The organism is Microcystis sp. 0824, assembly GCF_003112475.1.
GTDB lineage: Bacteria > Cyanobacteriota > Cyanobacteriia > Cyanobacteriales > Microcystaceae > Microcystis > Microcystis aeruginosa_C.
Genome location: NZ_BDSM01000042.1, coordinates 34923 through 53877, shown reverse-complemented (window position 1 = coordinate 53877; position 18955 = coordinate 34923). Strand labels below are relative to the sequence as shown.

Sequence of the window (18955 nt, the reverse complement as noted above, 5' to 3'; positions counted from 1 at the left end):
CACACCCCACACCCCACACCCCACACCCCACACCCCACACCCCACACCCCACTTCCCCAATTCATAATTCATAATTCATAATTCATAATTCATAATTCCCACACCCCATCCCTAGAACGATCTTTGGGACAAGATTAAGTTTAAAATCTGAAATAGATGATTTTTTTGAGGATCGAGTCAAGTTTATGGCAGATATTGTCGATATTGCGGTCAGTGCCGATAATTTTAAAACTCTAGTGACGGCGGTACAAGCCGCTAATCTTGTGGATGCCCTAAAAAGTCCCGGCCCGTTCACGGTTTTTGCCCCCACCGATGACGCTTTTGCCAAATTGCCCCCCGGGACGATTACAACCCTAGTGCAGAATATCCCCCAATTAACCCGAATTCTCACCTATCACGTCGTTGCGGGCAAATATATGCAGGAAGATTTGGCAAAATTGGCCGTAGTGACTTCTCTAGAGGGTTCACCGATTCCCGTCGATTGTAGCGAAGGTTTTGAGGTGAAAAATGCCACGGTGGTGGCGGGTAATATCGAGGCAGATAATGGTGTGATCCACGTCATCGATACGGTGATCCTGATGGGTTAGTTTTTGACCGTCTTTTGCCCGGTCTGCATCTAGGGCAAATCTGTCTTATTTAGTAACTAAATATACAGATACTTTTGCTTGTTTATGGTTTTGATGCTCGACGGAGGAAAATGCCCACTTTCTGCACTTTCTTGTCTGTACCTGTTCAGACTAAATCCTGTTATTAAAGACTGATTATCTATTGATCCTTTTGCCTATTGCAAGAGTGCCTATTGCCTCTCCTGATATTTAGCCTATACTCAACGGATTTAGTATCAGACCATCAAATGGCTTTGCTACCATAAATATTAACGAAAAAGTAAGGAAATATTAAGGGAGATGAAAAATGGTTAACCAGTTTCTCCCCCTGATTAATTTTCGCCTTAATAGTTTCTGGAAAATTCACCCTAAAAAGAGGCCACTTTCCGGAAGATGGCCTCTAAATTTTTTCTTAGGGGTTGGGGGTTAGTCAGTGATCAGTTATCAGTGATCAGTTATCAGATGTTAGTTTTCAGTTCACTGATTACTGTTTACTGGACGGCTACGCCGTGCCTTTGGCAACACTGAAAAAACCCTACCTATTCCCCAGAAGCATTAGGACTGATTTTGAGAACTAAAACCCCTAAAGGTGGTAAACAGAGATCAATCGAGTAGGGACGGCTATGATAGGACCATTCCTCCGACCATTTACCGCCAAGGTTGCCCATATTACTACCGCCATATTTACCCGCATCGCTGTTAAAGATTTCCTGATAAAAACCGGGATGGGGTACACCAACGCGATAATGGCTGTGGGGTTGGGGAGTAAAATTACAGACCACCACCAGAAACTCCTGCCAATTTTTGCTCCAGCGCAGGAAAGAAACGACACTATGACTATTATCACTACAGTCGATCCACTCAAAGCCATCCTGACCAAAATCCTGGGTATATAAAGCAGGTTCACTCTTATAGGTGGCGTTCAAATCCGAGAAAAAGCGTTTTAGCTGTTGATGGGGTTCATGCTGCAAAAGACCCCACTCCAAATCACCCCAAACATTCCACTCACTCCACTGGCCAAATTCCATGCTCATAAACATGGTTTTCTTACCGGGGTGGGTAAACATATAACTAAATAATGCCCGGACATTGGCAAATTTTTGCCACTCATCCCCCGGCATTTTGCCAATCATATTACTTTTGCCGTGAACCACTTCATCGTGGGACAAAGCCAGCATATAATTCTCGCTGTGGTTATACCACATACTAAAAGTGACATTATTTTGATGGAATTGACGGAACCAGGGATCCATGCCGAAATAATCGAGCATATCGTGCATCCAGCCCATATTCCACTTTAAATTAAAGCCTAAACCGCCCATATAGGTGGGCCAGGACACCATCGGCCAAGCGGTGGATTCTTCGGCAATAGAGAGAATTCCGGGGAAATAGCTAAAAATTACATGATTTACTTGACGCAGGAATTCCGCTGCCTCTAAATTTTCCCGGCCACCGTACTCGTTAGCCACCCATTCCCCATCTTTACGACAATAATCGAGATAGAGCATAGAAGCCACCGCGTCCACGCGAATACCGTCAATATGGTACTTATCGAACCAAAATAGGGCATTAGCCACCAGGAAATTTCTGACTTCGTTGCGACCATAGTTAAAAATTAAGGTTCCCCATTCCTTGTGTTCCCCTTTGCGCGGGTCGCCGTGTTCATAAAGATGAGTACCATCAAAGAAGGCTAACCCGTGGCCATCTTTGGGGAAGTGACCGGGGACCCAATCCACTAGCACACCAAGGCCATTTTGGTGACATTGATCGATAAAATACATAAAATCTTCAGGATTGCCGTAGCGACTGGTGGGGGCAAAATAACCCGTCACTTGATAACCCCAAGAACCATCAAAAGGATGCTCGGCGATCGGTAATAATTCGATATGGGTGTAACCTAATTCTTTAACGTAGGGAATCAGTTTTTGGGCTAACTCGTAGTAACTCAAAAAGCGCGCCCCAGTGTTCCATTCCGACACGGGAACCGCTTCCCCTTCTCCGGAAAGTAAACGGGGGGGTTCGGCACTGGAAGTGTGCAGCCAAGAACCGAGGTGTAATTCGTAAACGGAAACCGGTTGAGTTAAAGGATCGCTATGGCGGCGTTTTTCCATCCAATCGCTATCATCCCAAGTATAGCTATCTAAATTGGCCACGATCGAGGCGGTTTTCGGGCGTACTTCTTGAGCAAAACCGTAGGGATCAGATTTTTCGTAAATATGACCTTCCCAATTTTTGATCTCGTATTTATATTTAGTGCCAACACCGATTTCCGGGATAAACAATTCCCAGACCATATTATTACGTTTCCGCATTTGGTGATCACGACCATCCCAGTTATTGAAATCACCAATAATCGAGACGTTGCGAGCATTAGGGGCCCAAACGGCAAAATAAACCCCTTTAATACCTTCGATTTCGGCTAAATGCGCCCCTAATTTTTCATAAATGCGATGATGGTTGCCCTCCCCAAACAGGTGTAAATCAAAATCGCTAAGTTTGGCAGAACGGAAGGCATAGGAATCATAGATTACCCGTTCCTGTTCCCCCTCGTGAATGCGTAATTGATAATTGTTCAGTTCACCGATATCGATAACGCACTCGAAAAAATGGGGGTGATAAGCGGTCGTCATGGGATATTCTTGTCTTTGGGACGGTAAAATAACCCAAGCGGCCGTGGTTTTCGGTAAATAGGCTCTAACAACCCATTTATTTACTTTTCCTTCTTCTTCTAGGGGATGGGCCCCCAAAACCTCAAAAGGATCGTGATGGAGGTTGTTGACGATTTGATGGACTTGTTCGGGGGATACCACTATAGACATTCAGTTAACACTCTTGACATCTACAATACTTATAGCAAGGAAATTGTCATTTTTTCCCTGCCGTCTGGGAATTCTCAAACTAATGATATATTCTGCCTACTTAGGGTCTGCTGAAAAAGTTTTTCGTGGGGGTAGGGTGTAGGGTGTGGGGTGTGGGGTGTGGGGAAGTGGGAAGAATAAATAAAATAATCTCCTGTCTCCTGACTCCTGACGACCGGCTCCTGACCCTAACAACAATTTTTGATTTTTACAAGAGGTCTATGGTAAAACTGCCAATTTAATCTCGATTTGGTCATTCTCGATGTTAATCTAGCGGATAGCCTCGAATTTGACCTACACTACATCTCTACACAGTTCTTAACTGGAACGAGTTTGATCCCTAGGAGATTGACTTTCTTCTAATTCAGCCTTGATTTTTACCGAGTCTTCAATCTGCTGGGCCTCTCGCTTAAATTCACTTTCAAATTCCTTGGATGCTTCTTGAAATCCTCGAATCGTTTTGCCTAAACTGCGACCGATTTCTGGTAATTTCTTCGGTCCGAAAACTAGCAGGGCAATCAAGAGAATTAACCCCATTTCTGGCAATCCAATCCCAAAAATATTCATTTTTCTGCTCCTAATAAAAAACTTGCGGTGGGCAATAACCCACCTGCTAAAGTCCGCGGGACAATTCTGCGGCCAAAAATGCCGACAAGATTGTTGGAATCTGTTTACTGACCCCAATCTACATTAAATCCTTCTAAAATTAGGGAGGAGTTGTAGATCTGTAAAATAATCAGCAAAAAGACTAAAAACAGAGCCATAAACACTCCCATCAGCAAGGTAGTTCCCCAACCGGGAGAAACTTTACCATATTCTGAGTTGAGGGGACGAAGGATTTCACCTAAGCGTGTACGCTGTGCCATAAGTTACCAAGAAAGATCTGTAAATGATAATTTTGTATTGATCCGTAATTTGACGAACTGCCAACCAGTCAACCCAGTGAGATAAAATCTACTGCTGTTGCCAGTGGAACTTTTTTGGTCTAATTCCTAACGGAATCGTTTTTCGCCTGCCCTGCCACGCCCACAAGAATCTGCAAGCGCCTACAGTACGCGAATTATTCTAACATTGTTTGGTGATCTTCTCAGGATTTAGGAGACGGTCGATGGAGGCTGGGGTGATTTTTCAGTTATCAGTCAGGAGTTAGGGTTGGGGTGATGGGGGAGAAGGGAGAAAAAAGCTGATCAGTGATCACTGATCAAGTCTCCTTCGGTGCTATGATCGAGGATGTAAAGTTTTATCAACACTAACTTAAACAAGCTCTCAAGAGAGGATATAAAGAACCACAGATGGCTTACACACTTCCCCCTTTACCCTACGATTACACTGCCTTAGAGCCTTGCATCACCAAAAGTACCCTAGAATTCCACCACGACAAGCACCACGCCGCTTATGTCAATAACTATAACGGTTTGGTCAAAGATACGGAACTCGATGCTCTCTCTTTAGAAGAAGTTATCGTTAAGGTTGCCGGTGATGCCTCTAAAGCTGGGGTTTTCAACAATGCCGCCCAAGCATGGAATCATAGTTTTTATTGGGACTGCATGAAACCGGGTGGTGGCGGTGCGCCTACCGGTGCTTTAGCCGATAAAATTAACGCAGATTTCGGCAGTTTCGAGAAATTTGTCGAAGCTTTCAAAACCGCCGGCGCTACTCAGTTCGGTAGTGGTTGGGCTTGGTTGGTTCTCGATAACGGTACTCTCAAAGTTACCAAAACCGGCAACGCTGACAATCCTTTAACCGCTGGACAGGTTCCCCTCTTAACTATGGATGTGTGGGAACACGCTTATTATCTCGACTACCAAAATCGTCGTCCCGATTACATCAGCGACTTTTTAACTAAGTTAGTTAATTGGGATTTCGTGGCTGCTAATTTAGCGGCAGCCTAAAAATTTGGCTTGTGTTAATCAGTTATCAGTTATCAGTTATCAGTTATCAGTTATCAGGGGTTGGGGAGCAGGGAGAAACCATCCATAGGTTGGGGGTTAATACTACTCTTAAAATTGGCAAATCTCTCTAATATTAATTATCCTTAAATATAGATAACCAGAAAAAACTTTTTTAACATCGATCGCGCTTGTTGCACAATGGAACAACCTGTCAGTTGGATTATTCCCCGTCATCCCCGTCCCGATTATCCCCTGTTTGTATTTTTACCCGGAATGGATGGCAGCGGCCAACTCTACCATCGTCAGATTAACAACCTTGCCCCTTACTTCGATCTGCGTTGTTTGGCCATTTCCCCGCAATATCTCGGTGATTGGGAGGAATTAAGCGACTGCGTGATTGCTTTATTGGCCCAGGAATTAAAGGGACAATCGAGAAAAGTCTATCTTTGCGGTGAGTCTTTTGGTGGCTGTTTAGCCTTGAAAATAGCGACAAAATCACCAAAATTAATTAAAAAACTGATTTTAATTAACCCCGCTTCTTCTTTTAATCAAAGACCTCTTTTAAGCTTGGGAATCGGTATCACCCAGATGATGCCCGATTTCATCCACAGCAGCTCAGCCCTAACTATTTTACCCTTTCTGGCCGCTCTGGGTCGAATGTCTAGGGAAGATCGCCGCTCTCTCCTCAAAGCCATGCAATACGTCCCACCGAAGACGATTAGCTGGCGTTTATCCCAGTTACAACGGTTTCAGGTTAGTGCCAGCGAGTTAAAAAGTCTGCAATTGGGGGTGTTAGTGATAGCCAGTCAAGGGGATCGACTGTTACCATCGGTAGCGGAGGCTAAACGCCTAATTCAGCAGTTACCCGCCGCAAAATTAACGATTCTGCCCAATAGTGGTCATGCTTGCCTGCTGGAAACCGATATTCATCTCAAAGACATTCTCCATCACCATGCTTGTCTCCCCCGAAGTCTACCCGCAAAAAGTCACTGAGGATGGTTCTTCTACCTTTTTTTCGACCGAATTCGGAGAATGTTATCATTCTACCTCCGGGGCAAGGGAAGAAGCCGAGAAAAAATTTATCCTCTCCAGTCGTCTGGCAGCAAAAGCAGACCAGAGCAATAATCTAAAAGTTCTTGACATTTGTTACGGCTTAGGGTACAATACCGCCGCTGCCTTGGCGGCCATTTGGCAAGTTAGGGGGGATTGTCGGGTAGAATTATTAGCTTTAGAAAGCGATCGAGTGGTTCCCCTAGCAGCTATTAGAGAAAAGCTCTTAAATAGTTGGAGTCAACCAATTCCCGAATATTTAAGTGATTTTGCCCATAATCACCGGCTAGACTTGCCTAATCTCACCGCTAAACTGTTAATCGGGGATGCGCGACAGACGATAACCAAGGTGATTGAAGCGGGTTTTCAAGCAGAGGCAATTTTTCTCGATCCCTTTTCCCCGGGTAAATGTCCGCAACTGTGGACGGTGGAGTTTTTAGCTTTAGTGGCAAAATGTCTGAGTCCGACGGGTTATTTAGTCACCTATTCCTGTGCTGCCTCGGTGCGAAGGGCTTTACAATTAGCAGGATTGCAGATTGGGGCCACCGATAGCGTCGGGCGGCGATCGCCGGGGACAATAGCCAGTTTTTTGTCCTTACCCCCATCTCTATCAGCACAGGAACGGGAACATCTGCAAACTAAAGCCGCTATTCCCTATCGAGACCCGACTTTAAGCGACCCAGCCGAAGTTATCATACAACGTCGTCGCAGCGAACAGGCTCTCTCTGATTTAGAACCGACTAGCCACTGGAAAAAACGTTGGCAAAGAGCGGTTAATTCGATCGAAATCTCGGAATGAGAATAGTGTAGTTAAATGCCTGATAATTGGGGATTTTGTTTTTGTAATAGCAATTTTCTCAACAAAAACTACCTATGATATTGTAGCCAATTGGTATAACAAAAGTAACCAAAGGGAAAGCCAAATTTGATTAGGGAGTTGCCAGAAATTGACCGGGAGATAATTCGGCATTAACTAAAGACTTGATCGGGATTAATTTGACGGCACAAGCTTTTAATTCCGGTTGCAGGGAAATCGGACAAGCGGCCGGATGGGTGAGACTATTAGCCTCAGCATTTTCTGCCCATAAAGCCCCCCAGTGCATCGGCACAAAGACACAATTAGGAGCAATTGCTTTGGTAATTAAAGCGGGAAAACGGGCAGAACCGCGACGAGAACGCACCTCCACCCATTCTCCAGCTTCTATGCCCAATTTTGCCGCATCTTGGGGATGAATTTCCAGAAAAGGTGCGGGGTGCATTTTGACAATTTTCTCGATGCGGCCGGTGCGGGTTTGGGTGTGCCAGTGACCGTACAAACGCCCCACGGTCAACACTAGGGGATATTCCTCGTCGGGGGGTTCCGCTAGACCTTTACTGTGGTAGGCGGCGAAAACAGCACGTCCATCGGCAGTATTAAATTTACCATCGGTATAAAGGCGTTTTGCGGCTGTTTTTTGGCTTTTATCGTGATCTTTAACTAAATTACCCAGTAATTCCCCAGAATTAGCGGTTTTAGGGGCGGAAATTTCATCGATGGAATCGGGCCACGGTCGGGGAGTCTCGGCCAGGCGCTCATAATTAATCGCCGTCATATCACAAGGACGTTTATATGTCAAGCGGATAAACTCGGAATATACCTCGGCCGAATCCTGAAAATTAAATTGTGCCTGAAACCCCAAACGGCGACCAACTTCGGCGAAAATTTGCCAGTCGGCCCTAGCTTGACCGACGGGAGGACGAAAAGCCTTATTTAAAGTCACCACGCGCTCAGAATTGGTCATTGTTCCCGTTTTTTCACCCCATTGGGCTGCTGGCAGTAATAAATGGGCGTAGGCACTGGTTTCTGTGGGATAGTAGGCATCCTGATGGACAGTAAAAGGTGATTTTAACAGGGCCGCCTGGGTACGTTTTAGATCAGGCATACTAACAGCCGGATTAGTGGCGGCAATCCAGAGCAATTTCACCTCTCCCGTCTCCAAACCGGTAATCATACTCCAAGCGTCGCGACCAGGGACCGGAGAAATCCGACCAGCAGGTAAACCCCAAGCTTGTTCCACTTCGGCCCGGTGTTGGGGATTTTTGACGGAACGATAACCGGGCAGAAGATGGCAGAGGCCGCCGGCTTCCCGTCCCCCCATGGCGTTAGGTTGTCCGGTTAGGGAAAAAGGACCGGCCCCCGGTTTACCGATATTAGCCGTCATTAGGTGTAAATTGATTAAAGTGCGGGCTTTGGCCGTGCCTTCGCTGGATTGATTGATACCCATCGACCAGAGAGAAAGCACTCTTTTTGATTCGGCCCAGTAGCGGGCAGCCTTTTCTAAATCGTCGATGGGGATACCGCATTTATGCGCGACGATTTCGGGGGGATAATGGCGGATAATTTCGGCGTATTTGCCGAAATCCCGGGTGCATTTATCGATAAAATCGGTATCGATCGCCCCCCAATTCAGTAACAGGTGAGCAATCCCGTTAAATAGGTCAATATCGGTCCCGGGGTTAATGGCTAGGTGGAGATTAGCGGCCTCGGCGGTTTTGGTGCTGCGGGGATCAACGACGATTAATTTCGCTTGTTGGTTGCGTTTGAGATACTTGTGCAGACGGTTAAAGATGATGGGGTGACATTCGGCCGTATTTGTCCCCACCAAAAAGGCACAATCGGTTAATTCTAGGTCATCGTAACAGCAGGGGGGACCGTCAGATCCGAAACTGTCCAGGTAAGCGGCCACGGCCGAAGACATACAGAGACGGGAATTAGCATCAAAGTTATTGACTCCCAGACAGCCCTTGACCAGTTTTTGGGCGATGTAGTAATCTTCGGTGTGAAATTGTCCCGAACCGTATAAACAGATACTTTCCTTTTCCCCCTGAGCGATTAGAGTTTGGATACGGTTAACGATGCGATCGAGGGCTTCTTCCCAGGTACAAGGACGGAATTGCTCTTGGAGAGAATCGCGGATCATCGGGGTTTTGAGGCGATTTTTATCGATTGATTCCGCTACGGTGGCCCCTTTAACACAGACCATACCTTGACTGGAGGGGTGGGACTTGTCCCCGAAGACTTTCCATGCTTGTCCGGCCGACGCGGGGGGGGTGACTGTCAAACCACAACCTACTCCACAGTAAGGACATTGGGTTTTTGTCGATTCAGTCATAAGCAGTGGGTCTGATTGGTGGCGCTGTCTTTGGGCATACTAAGATAGTCGTCAGGTTTTCTCGGCCAAATTGTAGTTATTAATACAATTTATTAGAAGCCTTAGCTAAATTGCCATTCTTGTGATGCAAATCGCGCATTACAACTGTCTAGATCAAAAGCATACACTTGTTCTCGTGTTGAAAAAGAATCGGGATAGGATAATAGTAGTCTCTAGGGTGCGGAAAAAGTTTTCAGCCAGTCATGACCTACGAACCTCTACATCATAAGTATCGTCCCCAAACCTTTGCCGATTTGGTGGGACAATCAGCGATCGCCACGACCCTGAGTAATGCCTTAATCAGTGAGCGAATCGCTCCTGCATACCTATTTACTGGACCCAGAGGCACGGGGAAAACCTCCTCGGCGCGAATTTTAGCCAAATCCCTCAACTGTCTGTCTAGTGACCATCCGACGCCGATTCCCTGCGGTAAATGTTCCGTCTGTCAAGCGATCGCCAATGGTTCGGCCCTAGACGTGATCGAAATTGATGCCGCTAGTAATACCGGTGTGGATAACATTCGGGAAATTATCGAGCGATCGCAATTTGCCCCCGTCCAATGTCGTTATAAAGTCTATGTCATCGATGAGTGCCTGACTGGGGATAGCCTTGTTTTCACCGAAACGGGATTAATCCCCATTAATCATCCTGAGATTCTCGGAAAACGAGTTCTCAGTTACAACGAGAGCAGCGGAGAGTGGGAATATAAAAAAGTCCTGCGATGGCTAAACCGAGGCGTAAAAGCAACTTTAACCATTCAAACCAGAAATCGGACGATTAATTGCACTGGTAATCATTTGATTAGAACAGAAAAAGCATGGATACAAGCAAAAAATCTCAAAATCGGCGATCATATCCTATCCCCTGTGAATGTGGCTGCGGTGCAATACAGGCCTAGTATCATAAAATCCCCTCAATGGCTGACAAATTTCGAGGAAGTGATAGGGATTCAAGAAGGTGACACAGAAAGCGTCTATGACCTAGAAGTGGAGGACAATCATAATTTTGTTGCCAATGGGTTATTAGTTCATAACTGCCATATGCTCAGTACGGCGGCCTTTAATGCTTTGCTGAAAACTCTGGAAGAACCGCCGGATCGAGTGATTTTTGTGCTTGCTACCACCGATCCTCAGCGTGTCTTGCCTACTATCATCTCCCGTTGTCAACGCTTTGATTATCGCCGTATTGCTCTCGATGCGATGGTGGCACACCTGCAAAAAATCGCCCAAATAGAAGCGATCGATATTAACCTAGAAGCATTAACCCTTGTGGCTCAGATTGCTAACGGTGGTTTACGCGATGCCGAAAGTCTCCTCGATCAATTAAGTTTACTCGCAGGAACGATTACGGCCGAGCGAGTCTGGGATTTGGTCGGTGCAGTCCCCGAAAGAGACCTCTTAACCCTACTTAAAGTCATTCATGGCAATATTCCCGATCAAGTTATCGAACAATGTCGCCATCTGATGAATCGCGGTAAGGAACCTTTAATCGTCTTGCAAAATCTAGCGGGATTCTATTTAAACCTACTTTTAGCCAAAACTGCCCCTAATCGTCCAGAAATGGTCGCTGTCACTGCTCCCACTTGGCAGGAATTATGTACGGAAGCGCGTACTTGGTCTTTAGAGGAAATTCTCCGCGGTCAACAACTGCTTAAAGACAGCGAAACGCAACTAAAAAACACCACTCAACCCCGTCTCTGGTTAGAAGTCACTCTATTAGGACTGTTACCGCAAGCACAGGTGATTCCTCTAGTTACCACGACAGTGCCTTCCCGTCCCCAAACCAGCACCGAGAGGCCTCCGGAAGTGATCACAGCGCCGGCGCCGGTTAATGAACCGATCAAACCGCCAGTTATCACCCCGACAACTAGCGTCGCAGTGCCGAAAACTGAGGTTAAAACTGTTGCTAGTGATGACAATCATGAACAAATTTGGCAGCGGGTTTTAGAAGTAATGGAACCCCCCACTACTCGCACTCTCTTGCGTCAGCACGGCAGTCTTTTTAGTATGGAAGAATCGAGTGCTTATTTAAGCATATCTTCGGAACAATTATTAAAAATGGCCCGGCTGCGCTTGACTAATATTGAGTCAGCTTTCGAGGCAGTTTTTCAGCGCCGGATTAAAGTTCATTTACAGGTAGGTTCCGCCACTGCTGCCATGGCTGCGGAAGTTTCCCAATCCCCAGCGGCCAAGATGCAACCACCACCAGAAACCGCACCAACCCCACCAATAACTCCCGAAAATAAAGTTATGACCGTGGTGGATATTCCCCCGGTCAAAGAAGCAATTATTGAGAAAAAAGAAGCAAAGATCACTGCATCGGAAACCCCAAAAACTCCTAGCACAGAACTGACCACAAAAATCTTAAATTTTGATTCATCTTTAGGGACATTAGATCAAGATGTCGATGTTAGCGAAATTTTGGCAGCCGCTCAAAAGTTAGCGAAATCTTTTGATGGTGAACTGGTCAATATGGGTTATTCAGTGCCAGAAAATTCGGACGCAGAAACTAAAGTTAATAAGTCTCTGGAAAATATGACTATCGTGCGCGGGAGACCTGATGTTAACGAAATTTTAGATAGTTTGGAGGAGGACGAAGACCTTCCTTTTTAAGGCTATCCCAACGGCTTGTGCTAAACTAATAGGATATGCCACGTCTCAGGATTGGCTATTCTTGCTCAAATTCTAGCTACTAGACCTATGACACCCGAAACTAAGGCCAGAATCGATCAATTAGTCCAGAATAACAAAGTTCTTGTGTTCATGAAGGGCAATAAATTAATGCCTCAGTGTGGTTTCTCGAATAACGTCATACAAATTCTCAATATTCTGGGGGTTTCCTACGAAACTGTCGATATTCTGCAAGATCAGGAGTTAAGACAAGGAGTTAAGGAGTATTCCAATTGGCCGACTATTCCCCAAGTCTATATCAACGGTGAGTTTATTGGCGGTTCCGACATTATGATCGAACTCTATCAAAATGGGGAACTACAACAAATAGTCGAGGTAGCCTTAGCTTCCTAAAAATTTTCTAGGTTAGGTTAGCTATCCTAACCTAGTTCCAACCTACCAAACAGTGATCAGTGATCAGTGAAAAGACGGCAATTTTCTACTTAAGACTGTCCACTAAAAACTGCTAACAAGGGCCGAATCTAAAAACTAATTTGTTAAGCTAAAAGCTTTGATGTACTTGGTTTCTAACCTTATTTTTAGGTAGGATAATTGCCAGGTTCTTTACTTTTGCCCCTTGCCTTCAGAAACTGATAACTGGAATCCCCAACCCCCAACATTAGTTAACTTCTCATGTCCAATATACCCCCACAGTGGCGCGAGGAAATCACCTCTTTACCTCCTTGGTTACGGCGTTCACTCGGCAAATCTAGCGAAATCTCCACGGTTCAGCGCATTATCAAACAAAGGAACATTCATACTATCTGCGAGGAGGGTCGCTGTCCCAATCGCGGCGAATGTTATGCCCAAGGTACGGCGACTTTTTTGTTGATGGGTCCCACCTGTACCCGGTCCTGTGCTTTTTGTCAAGTGGATAAGGGTCATGCACCCATGCCTCTTGATGTGGAGGAACCGCAAAAAGTGGCGGAAGCGGTGCAATTGTTAAATTTAAGTTACGTTGTCTTGACTTCTGTGGCCAGAGATGATATAGAAGACGGCGGGGCCAGTTGGTTTGTGCGGACGATGACAGCCATTCGCGAACTCAATCCCCACACTTTAATTGAGGTGTTAACCCCAGATTTTGCTGGAGGTAAGGGAAGTCAACAGGAACGGGTGGCGACGGTGGTGGGGGCAAAACCTGCCTGTTACAATCACAATATCGAGACGGTGCGCCGTTTGCAAAAGCCGGTTAGACGCGGGGCTAAATACGATCGCTCTTTGGCGGTTTTGCGTTATGTTAAGGAAATCGATCGATCGATTCCGACGAAATCTGGCCTAATGGTCGGTCACGGTGAGACAAAAGAGGAAATTATCGAGACTTTGGCAGATTTACGCGCGATCGACTGCGATCGAGTTACTATTGGTCAATATATGCGTCCTTCTCTGGAACATTTGCTCGTACAGAAATATTGGACTCCCGCAGAATTTAGCGAGTTGGGAGAAATCGCCCAAAAAATGGGGTTTTCTCAGGTTAGATCTGGCCCCCTAGTCCGCAGTTCCTATCATGCGGGAGAGTAAATCAGTGATCAGTGATCAGTGACCAGTTATCAGTTATCAGTGATCAGATGTAAGTTTTAAGTTAATTTTTGTAAATCTACCAAGTTGGGATTTTTACGGAGAAACTCTCGGCTAAAATTGGGCGTTACTTTCGATTTTATCACTCAATCCAAGCCTTTGGGGGGTTCTACCCCCCAAACCCCCCGTTGGGGGCGTGGCGCCGCCCCCAAACCCCCCGCGCATTAGTTTTTCGGTGGGATGCTTATACGCAGCTGCTGATAGGTCTGTAATAATTTAAGAGTCACTGATAATTGCTGATTGTCGGTATTTCTGCAAATGTTAGATGCACCCTTCCTAATTCCTAATTCCTAATTCCCACTTCCTAATTCCCACTTCCCATTTCATAATTCCTAATTCCCACTTCCCATTTCATAATTCATAATTCATAATTCATAATTCCCTGATCAAAATGAATTTAGAGACAATCATCCTAGAGGAAATTAAACAATCAGCGGCGGGTCGAATTAGCTTCGATCGCTGGATGGATTTAGCTCTCTATCACCCTGATTATGGCTATTACACCTCTGGAAAAGTAGAAATTGGCTCAAAGGGAGATTTTTTTACTTCCTCGTCCCTAGGGGCAGATTTTGGCCAATTGTTAGCAGAGCAATTTGTCGAGATGGCGGAATTTTTGGGCAATTCGCTGGGATTTACTTTAGTGGAAGTGGGAGCAGGTTCGGGAATTTTAGCGAAGGATATCCTTGATTATTTAAGTCATAGCTATACTGATTTTTATGAAAATCTCAGTTATATAATTATCGAACAATCTCAGAAACTCAGGGAAAGACAACGGGCAACTTTAGCGGGATATTCCCCGGTATCTTGGCAAAGTTGGCAGAATTTAGCCGATAATTCCCTTGTGGGTTGTGTGTTTAGTAATGAGTTAATCGATGCTTTTCCTGTCCATCGAGTTGTGATTGAGTCGGGAGAATTACGAGAAATTTATCTAGGATTGGGGGAACCTTTTCAGGAGATTATCGGAGATTTATCTACTGACAGAATCAAAGACTATTTTGATTTAGTGGGGATAAATATTTCCTCCCCACTTTATCCGGAGGGTTATCAAACCGAGGTAAACTTATTAGCTTTAGACTGGTTAGAAACGGTTAATCGGAAACTCGATCGAGGTTATATCTTAACCATAGATTACGGTTACACTGCCGAAAAATATTATCATCCCCAAAGAAGTCAAGGAACCCTACAATGTTATCGACAACATCAGCGTCATGATCATCCTTATTTGTGGGTGGGAGAACAAGATATTACCACTCATGTGGATTTTACTGCTTTACAACGTCAAGGGGAGAAATTAGGCTTAAAAAATCTCGGTTTTACTCAGCAAGGATTATTTTTAATGGCTTTGGGATTAGGGGATAGATTAAATAAACTTTCCCAAGGAAAGATCGATATATTAACTATATTTCAGCGTCGAGATGCCTTACATCAATTAATCAATCCCACGGGTTTAGGAGGATTTGGAGTGTTAATTCAGGGGAAAGGAGTAGAAGAAAGAATACTTCAGGGATTAAGCAAATAACTAAAAAAATAGGGCTGAATGCTGTTAACTTTCAGCCCTAAGAATAATTAAGCTCCTACGGATTCTTTAGCGGCATACATTACCTCTAAAGTTATTTCACCAATACCTCGCTCGCGGGCAAATTTTTCGGTATTTCGTTTGACTTTACCCCGCACAAAACCGGGGATTTTCTGTAATTCTGCCGTAGCTTCCTTATTCCAATTTAGGTCAGAATCTGCCGAAATACCTTTAGTAATTACCTCTTTGGTATCATGACCACCGAATATCTCTAATAGGTGATCTTCCATCCCCAAAGTAAAGGAATTATAGACCAAATCGGCGATCTGATTAGTGCCTTCGTAACCTAAGAAAGGTTTATAACCGAGGGGGAAATTTTGGATATGAATAGGTGCGGCAATTACTCCACAGGGAATATCTAAACGTTTGCCCACATGACGTTCCATTTGAGTACCAAATATCGCCGCTGGTTCTAATCGAGCAATAGCATCCCCTATCGCCCCATTATCATCGCTAATTAACACTTCATCGCAATATTCACTCACTTGTTCCCGGAACCAATCCGCATCATACTTACAATAAGTCCCCGCTAAAACCACATGAATTCCCATCTCCCTGGCGAGAATTTTTGTCATAGCGGCTGCGTGGGTATTATCACCAAAAACCACCGCTTTTTTGCCCGTTAAATTCTGACAGTCAATGGAACGAGAAAACCAAGCAGCTTGGGAGATATGCAGAGTTTGTTCATTGATAAAATCTTCGTAATCTACTGCCGCACCTTGGCCATTAATTACCTCTTGAATTTTGCGAATACAGCGCGCTGTTTCCACCACTCCCATGGGGGTAATATCAACGTAGGGCATGGCGAATTCACTTTCGAGATATTTGGCTGTCATTAATCCCACTTCTCGATAGGGAACTAGATTAAACCAAGCGCGGGGCAGATTCTTTAAGTTTTCCACCGAGGCAGCTTCGGGGAGAATTTCGTTAACTTCAATGTCCAAATCTGCCATTAACCGCTTTAATTCCGTGCGATCATGTTGGTTATGGAAACCGAGGGTGGTAATACCAATAATATTAACGGAAGGTTTGGGAGTTTTCTGGGAGATAATTTCCCCTTTTCTCTGGGCCTTATCGAGATAATATTTGATAATTTGATAGAGGGTTTTATCGGCCGCTTGTAGTTCATTATAGCGATAGTGGTTAACATCGGCCAGCAGCACATCCCCCTCGGCATCCTGTCGCGCTCTTTCGACAAAGTTTTGTAAATCCTCTTGGAGAATGCTGGAGGTGCAAGTAGGGGTTAAAACGATTAAATCGGGACTTTCTTCGCGATCTTTGCGAACAATATTATCGACGACTTTTTCTTGGGAACCCCGGGCTAAAACATTACGATCGACAATACTAGCAGTGACGGGGGTAAAATTACGCTCCCTTTCCAACATCGAGCGCATGACGTTAAAATAATCGTCTCCCAGAGGAGCGTGCATGATAGCATGAACATTTTTAAAGGAACTGGCGATCCTTAACGTGCCAATATGAGCGGGACCCGCATACATCCAATAGGCCAATTTCATAGAGGGTTCTCCTACAGTCAGACTTTTTTGATTGTCTCAGACTTTACGGATTTAGGAGTGAACACTTAACGGAAGATTACAAAAAGTCCCCATGCAGATTAAGTATCTTTTCGGGGAAAAATGACATAAATATTAATGTTAACTTTTTTAACAATCTATGTCATTAGGGCAAAAATTTCTTTACCGACCGCTTGGTAACAAAGCCAACCGAAATTCGACCGGGGGTCGGGATAATCTTTGACGATGACTCCCTTTTCGGCTGCTCGTTCAAAAGCGACTAAACGGGGAATTTCTCGCTTAAATACGGGTAATTTGGCCTCTTCTAGCGCTTTCCGGGCTTCTCGTCCTGTTTTTGTCCGTGAATCCACTTGGGTTAAAAGAACTCGATAATTATCGGTCATCTTGGACAGCAATTCTACCGCTTTAATGGTGACATCGATATCGAGATGATTGGGAGTGGTGGGTAAAATTAATAAATCGCTGCCCTGAGCTAAATCTTTTAACTCGTCTGGCTCCGGCCGGGCCTGGGTATCGACGATAATATGAGTGTATTGTTTCACCAGTCCCGTCGCTCCAGCTTGGGACGCTACCATAAAAGGAAGGGTATCTTCCCGGGACCAATGGAGAGCCGAACGATTTTTATCCGCATCAATCAATAGGGTGGGCGCTTTTTCTTGAAAATAGGCGGCCAGATGAATCGATGTGGTGGTTTTCCCGACCCCTCCCTTCAGTGCTACGACGGAAATAATCATGAACGGCTCGATCGAAATAAGTGAGTATTTTCTAGTTTACTCCCAGACGGACTGAAAACCGTTTAAGTTTCCCCCCAGAAAGGCTATCAGTCAGGATTCTAGATTTTTGAGCCTGGCTCTCTCGATATTTTGGTGTAATGTGTTTCTTAATGTTGGATTTTATGTTAGATTTTGGGCTTATGCTCTCCCGATCGATCACTTTTTCTGCTCACCACAACTACGGGAGCGTCTTCAATGTTGAAGCAATTCTTAGCAATAGCGATCGCTTTCATGATTGGGTTAACTGGGGAATTAGTCCTCTCTTTACCCACTACTCGTTTATCCGATCAAGAAATCTCCCAACAATTACAGACTATCCCGGGCTGGCAGTTACGAGATCAACGGATTGAAAAAACTTTTAAATTTAACAATTTTATCGAAGCGATCACTTTTGTTAATCGCTTAGTTACTCCGGCTGAATTACTAGGTCATCATCCTGATATTACCATCAATTACAATCGCGTTACTCTTTCCCTCACTACCCATGACGTGGGAGGTTTGAGTAACTTAGATTTTGATTTAGCTCAACAAATCGATCGTCTGATTCCCTAGTTTTAAATCAGCTTTAACCCACACATCTATCATCTTGACGAATATCCCAACTACCATCAACACGGAATAAAAATAAACAGCGTTTGTCGGGTGTACCGGAAGCAACTAAAGTAATTCTGCCTAACTGTCCCCAAGAACCTCCTAAACCCCCCCTTGTATCGGCCCAACTAGCGCGATAAATTGTACCTTGATTACCCACAGGTCCGTTAACTCGGCGTAGGGTAGAATTATTAGTATCGATGCTAACGCCACGGGTAACGGGAGTCCAATCGGTGACATTTTCACACTCGTCCCCCTGCACTTTTGCCACTTTAATCTGTTCGGTTTCACTTGCTGTCATGCACAAAGATAGGGGATGAGAACCCCCTCCCATGGCTTGATAACGGGTATTTTTCCAATGTTGTGATATTTCAAAGGTGGCTATATTTAAGCGAATCCAAGCCATTAAACGATGATAAACAGAAAAGGCAATGGTTAAAAGAATTGCTAATAAAACTAGGGTAACTAACATCTCGACTTGAGTTAAGCCAGAGGTGGATTTTTGGCGATTAAAAAGCTGTAAATTGCGAAAAGTATTAGAAGAAAGGTCGAAGATATTCATGAGCCTCATCTTGCCTTTTTATTTTCAATCAATTATGGGATTAGAAAGGAGCAAAAATTAATTTGCGCTAGGATAATC

Annotated in this window: 16 protein-coding genes; 9 read left to right on the top strand and 7 right to left on the bottom strand. The window is 44.7% G+C overall.

Annotated elements, in window-relative coordinates; translation table 11 throughout:
- Window positions 1-185: 185 nt before the first annotated feature.
- A complete protein-coding gene (locus tag N0824_RS13685; RefSeq protein ID WP_108937149.1) occupies window positions 186-587 on the top strand; it encodes a fasciclin domain-containing protein in 402 nt (133 codons plus the stop codon).
- Between the two features lie 557 nt (window positions 588-1144).
- Here the strand turns inward: N0824_RS13685 and glgB are convergent.
- The 3 genes from glgB to psbH all read right to left on the bottom strand — a co-directional run bounded on the left by glgB (window position 1145) and on the right by psbH (window position 4329).
- Complete coding sequence (glgB, locus tag N0824_RS13680; protein ID WP_108937148.1) at window positions 1145-3424, bottom strand: 1,4-alpha-glucan branching enzyme; 2280 nt, start codon at window positions 3422-3424, stop codon at window positions 1145-1147.
- 357 nt (window positions 3425-3781) lie between these two features.
- Window positions 3782-4030, bottom strand: a complete 249-nt coding sequence (locus N0824_RS13675; protein WP_002743526.1) for a TatA/E family twin arginine-targeting protein translocase — start codon at window positions 4028-4030, stop codon at window positions 3782-3784.
- Between the two features lie 104 nt (window positions 4031-4134).
- Complete coding sequence (psbH, locus tag N0824_RS13670) at window positions 4135-4329, bottom strand: photosystem II reaction center phosphoprotein PsbH (RefSeq protein ID WP_002736544.1); 195 nt, start codon at window positions 4327-4329, stop codon at window positions 4135-4137.
- A 426-nt stretch (window positions 4330-4755) separates the two neighbouring features.
- On the opposite strand from psbH, the gene N0824_RS13665 reads away from it, so the two are divergent.
- From N0824_RS13665 to N0824_RS13655, 3 genes are all read left to right on the top strand, one after another.
- Window positions 4756-5355, top strand: a complete 600-nt coding sequence (locus N0824_RS13665; protein ID WP_002762409.1) for a superoxide dismutase — start codon at window positions 4756-4758, stop codon at window positions 5353-5355.
- 198 nt (window positions 5356-5553) lie between these two features.
- The gene (locus N0824_RS13660) at window positions 5554-6348 is read left to right on the top strand and encodes an alpha/beta fold hydrolase (protein WP_108937147.1); all 795 of its coding nucleotides are present in this window, start codon (window positions 5554-5556) and stop codon (window positions 6346-6348) included.
- Window positions 6308-7204 (top strand): tRNA (5-methylaminomethyl-2-thiouridine)(34)-methyltransferase MnmD, encoded by an 897-nt coding sequence (locus N0824_RS13655; RefSeq protein WP_108937146.1) that lies wholly within the window; start codon window positions 6308-6310, stop codon window positions 7202-7204. Before N0824_RS13660 ends, N0824_RS13655 begins: the two co-directional genes overlap by 41 nt.
- 130 nt (window positions 7205-7334) lie before the next feature.
- Here the strand turns inward: N0824_RS13655 and N0824_RS13650 are convergent, their stop codons facing one another.
- Window positions 7335-9557, bottom strand: a complete 2223-nt coding sequence (locus N0824_RS13650) for a molybdopterin oxidoreductase family protein (protein WP_108937145.1) — start codon at window positions 9555-9557, stop codon at window positions 7335-7337.
- A 242-nt stretch (window positions 9558-9799) separates the two neighbouring features.
- On the opposite strand from N0824_RS13650, the gene dnaX reads away from it, so the two are divergent.
- The 4 genes from dnaX (at window position 9800) to N0824_RS13630 (ending at window position 15359) form a co-directional block, all read left to right on the top strand.
- Window positions 9800-12208 (top strand): DNA polymerase III subunit gamma/tau, encoded by a 2409-nt coding sequence (gene dnaX / locus N0824_RS13645; RefSeq protein ID WP_108937144.1) that lies wholly within the window; start codon window positions 9800-9802, stop codon window positions 12206-12208.
- Between the two features lie 87 nt (window positions 12209-12295).
- Entirely contained in the window at window positions 12296-12619 is a 324-nt protein-coding gene (grxD, locus tag N0824_RS13640; protein ID WP_002780647.1) for a Grx4 family monothiol glutaredoxin, read from the top strand.
- Window positions 12620-12898: 279 nt separating this feature from the next.
- On the top strand, window positions 12899-13783 hold the full coding sequence (gene lipA, locus N0824_RS13635; RefSeq protein WP_108937143.1) for a lipoyl synthase: 885 nt from the start codon (window positions 12899-12901) through the stop codon (window positions 13781-13783).
- A 448-nt stretch (window positions 13784-14231) separates the two neighbouring features.
- Window positions 14232-15359: a class I SAM-dependent methyltransferase gene (locus tag N0824_RS13630; RefSeq protein ID WP_108937142.1), complete on the top strand. Its 1128-nt coding sequence runs from the start codon at window positions 14232-14234 to the stop codon at window positions 15357-15359.
- 47 nt (window positions 15360-15406) lie between these two features.
- On the opposite strand, the gene bchB is transcribed toward N0824_RS13630, so the two are convergent.
- Window positions 15407-16933, bottom strand: coding sequence for a ferredoxin:protochlorophyllide reductase (ATP-dependent) subunit B (bchB, locus tag N0824_RS13625; protein WP_108937141.1), 1527 nt, complete (start codon window positions 16931-16933; stop codon window positions 15407-15409).
- Window positions 16934-17088: 155 nt separating this feature from the next.
- The gene (locus N0824_RS13620) at window positions 17089-17685 is read right to left on the bottom strand and encodes a ParA family protein (protein WP_108937140.1); all 597 of its coding nucleotides are present in this window, start codon (window positions 17683-17685) and stop codon (window positions 17089-17091) included.
- A gap of 234 nt (window positions 17686-17919) precedes the next feature.
- Here N0824_RS13620 and N0824_RS13615 point away from each other — a divergent pair, with 234 nt between their 5' ends.
- The gene (locus N0824_RS13615; protein ID WP_016517052.1) at window positions 17920-18276 is read left to right on the top strand and encodes a 4a-hydroxytetrahydrobiopterin dehydratase; all 357 of its coding nucleotides are present in this window, start codon (window positions 17920-17922) and stop codon (window positions 18274-18276) included.
- Between the two features lie 13 nt (window positions 18277-18289).
- Here N0824_RS13615 and N0824_RS13610 read toward each other — a convergent pair whose 3' ends face one another.
- Window positions 18290-18877 carry a Tfp pilus assembly protein FimT/FimU gene (locus N0824_RS13610; protein WP_108937139.1) on the bottom strand — a complete coding sequence of 196 codons (588 nt, stop codon included), beginning with the start codon at window positions 18875-18877 and terminating at the stop codon, window positions 18290-18292.
- Window positions 18878-18955 lie beyond the last annotated feature (78 nt).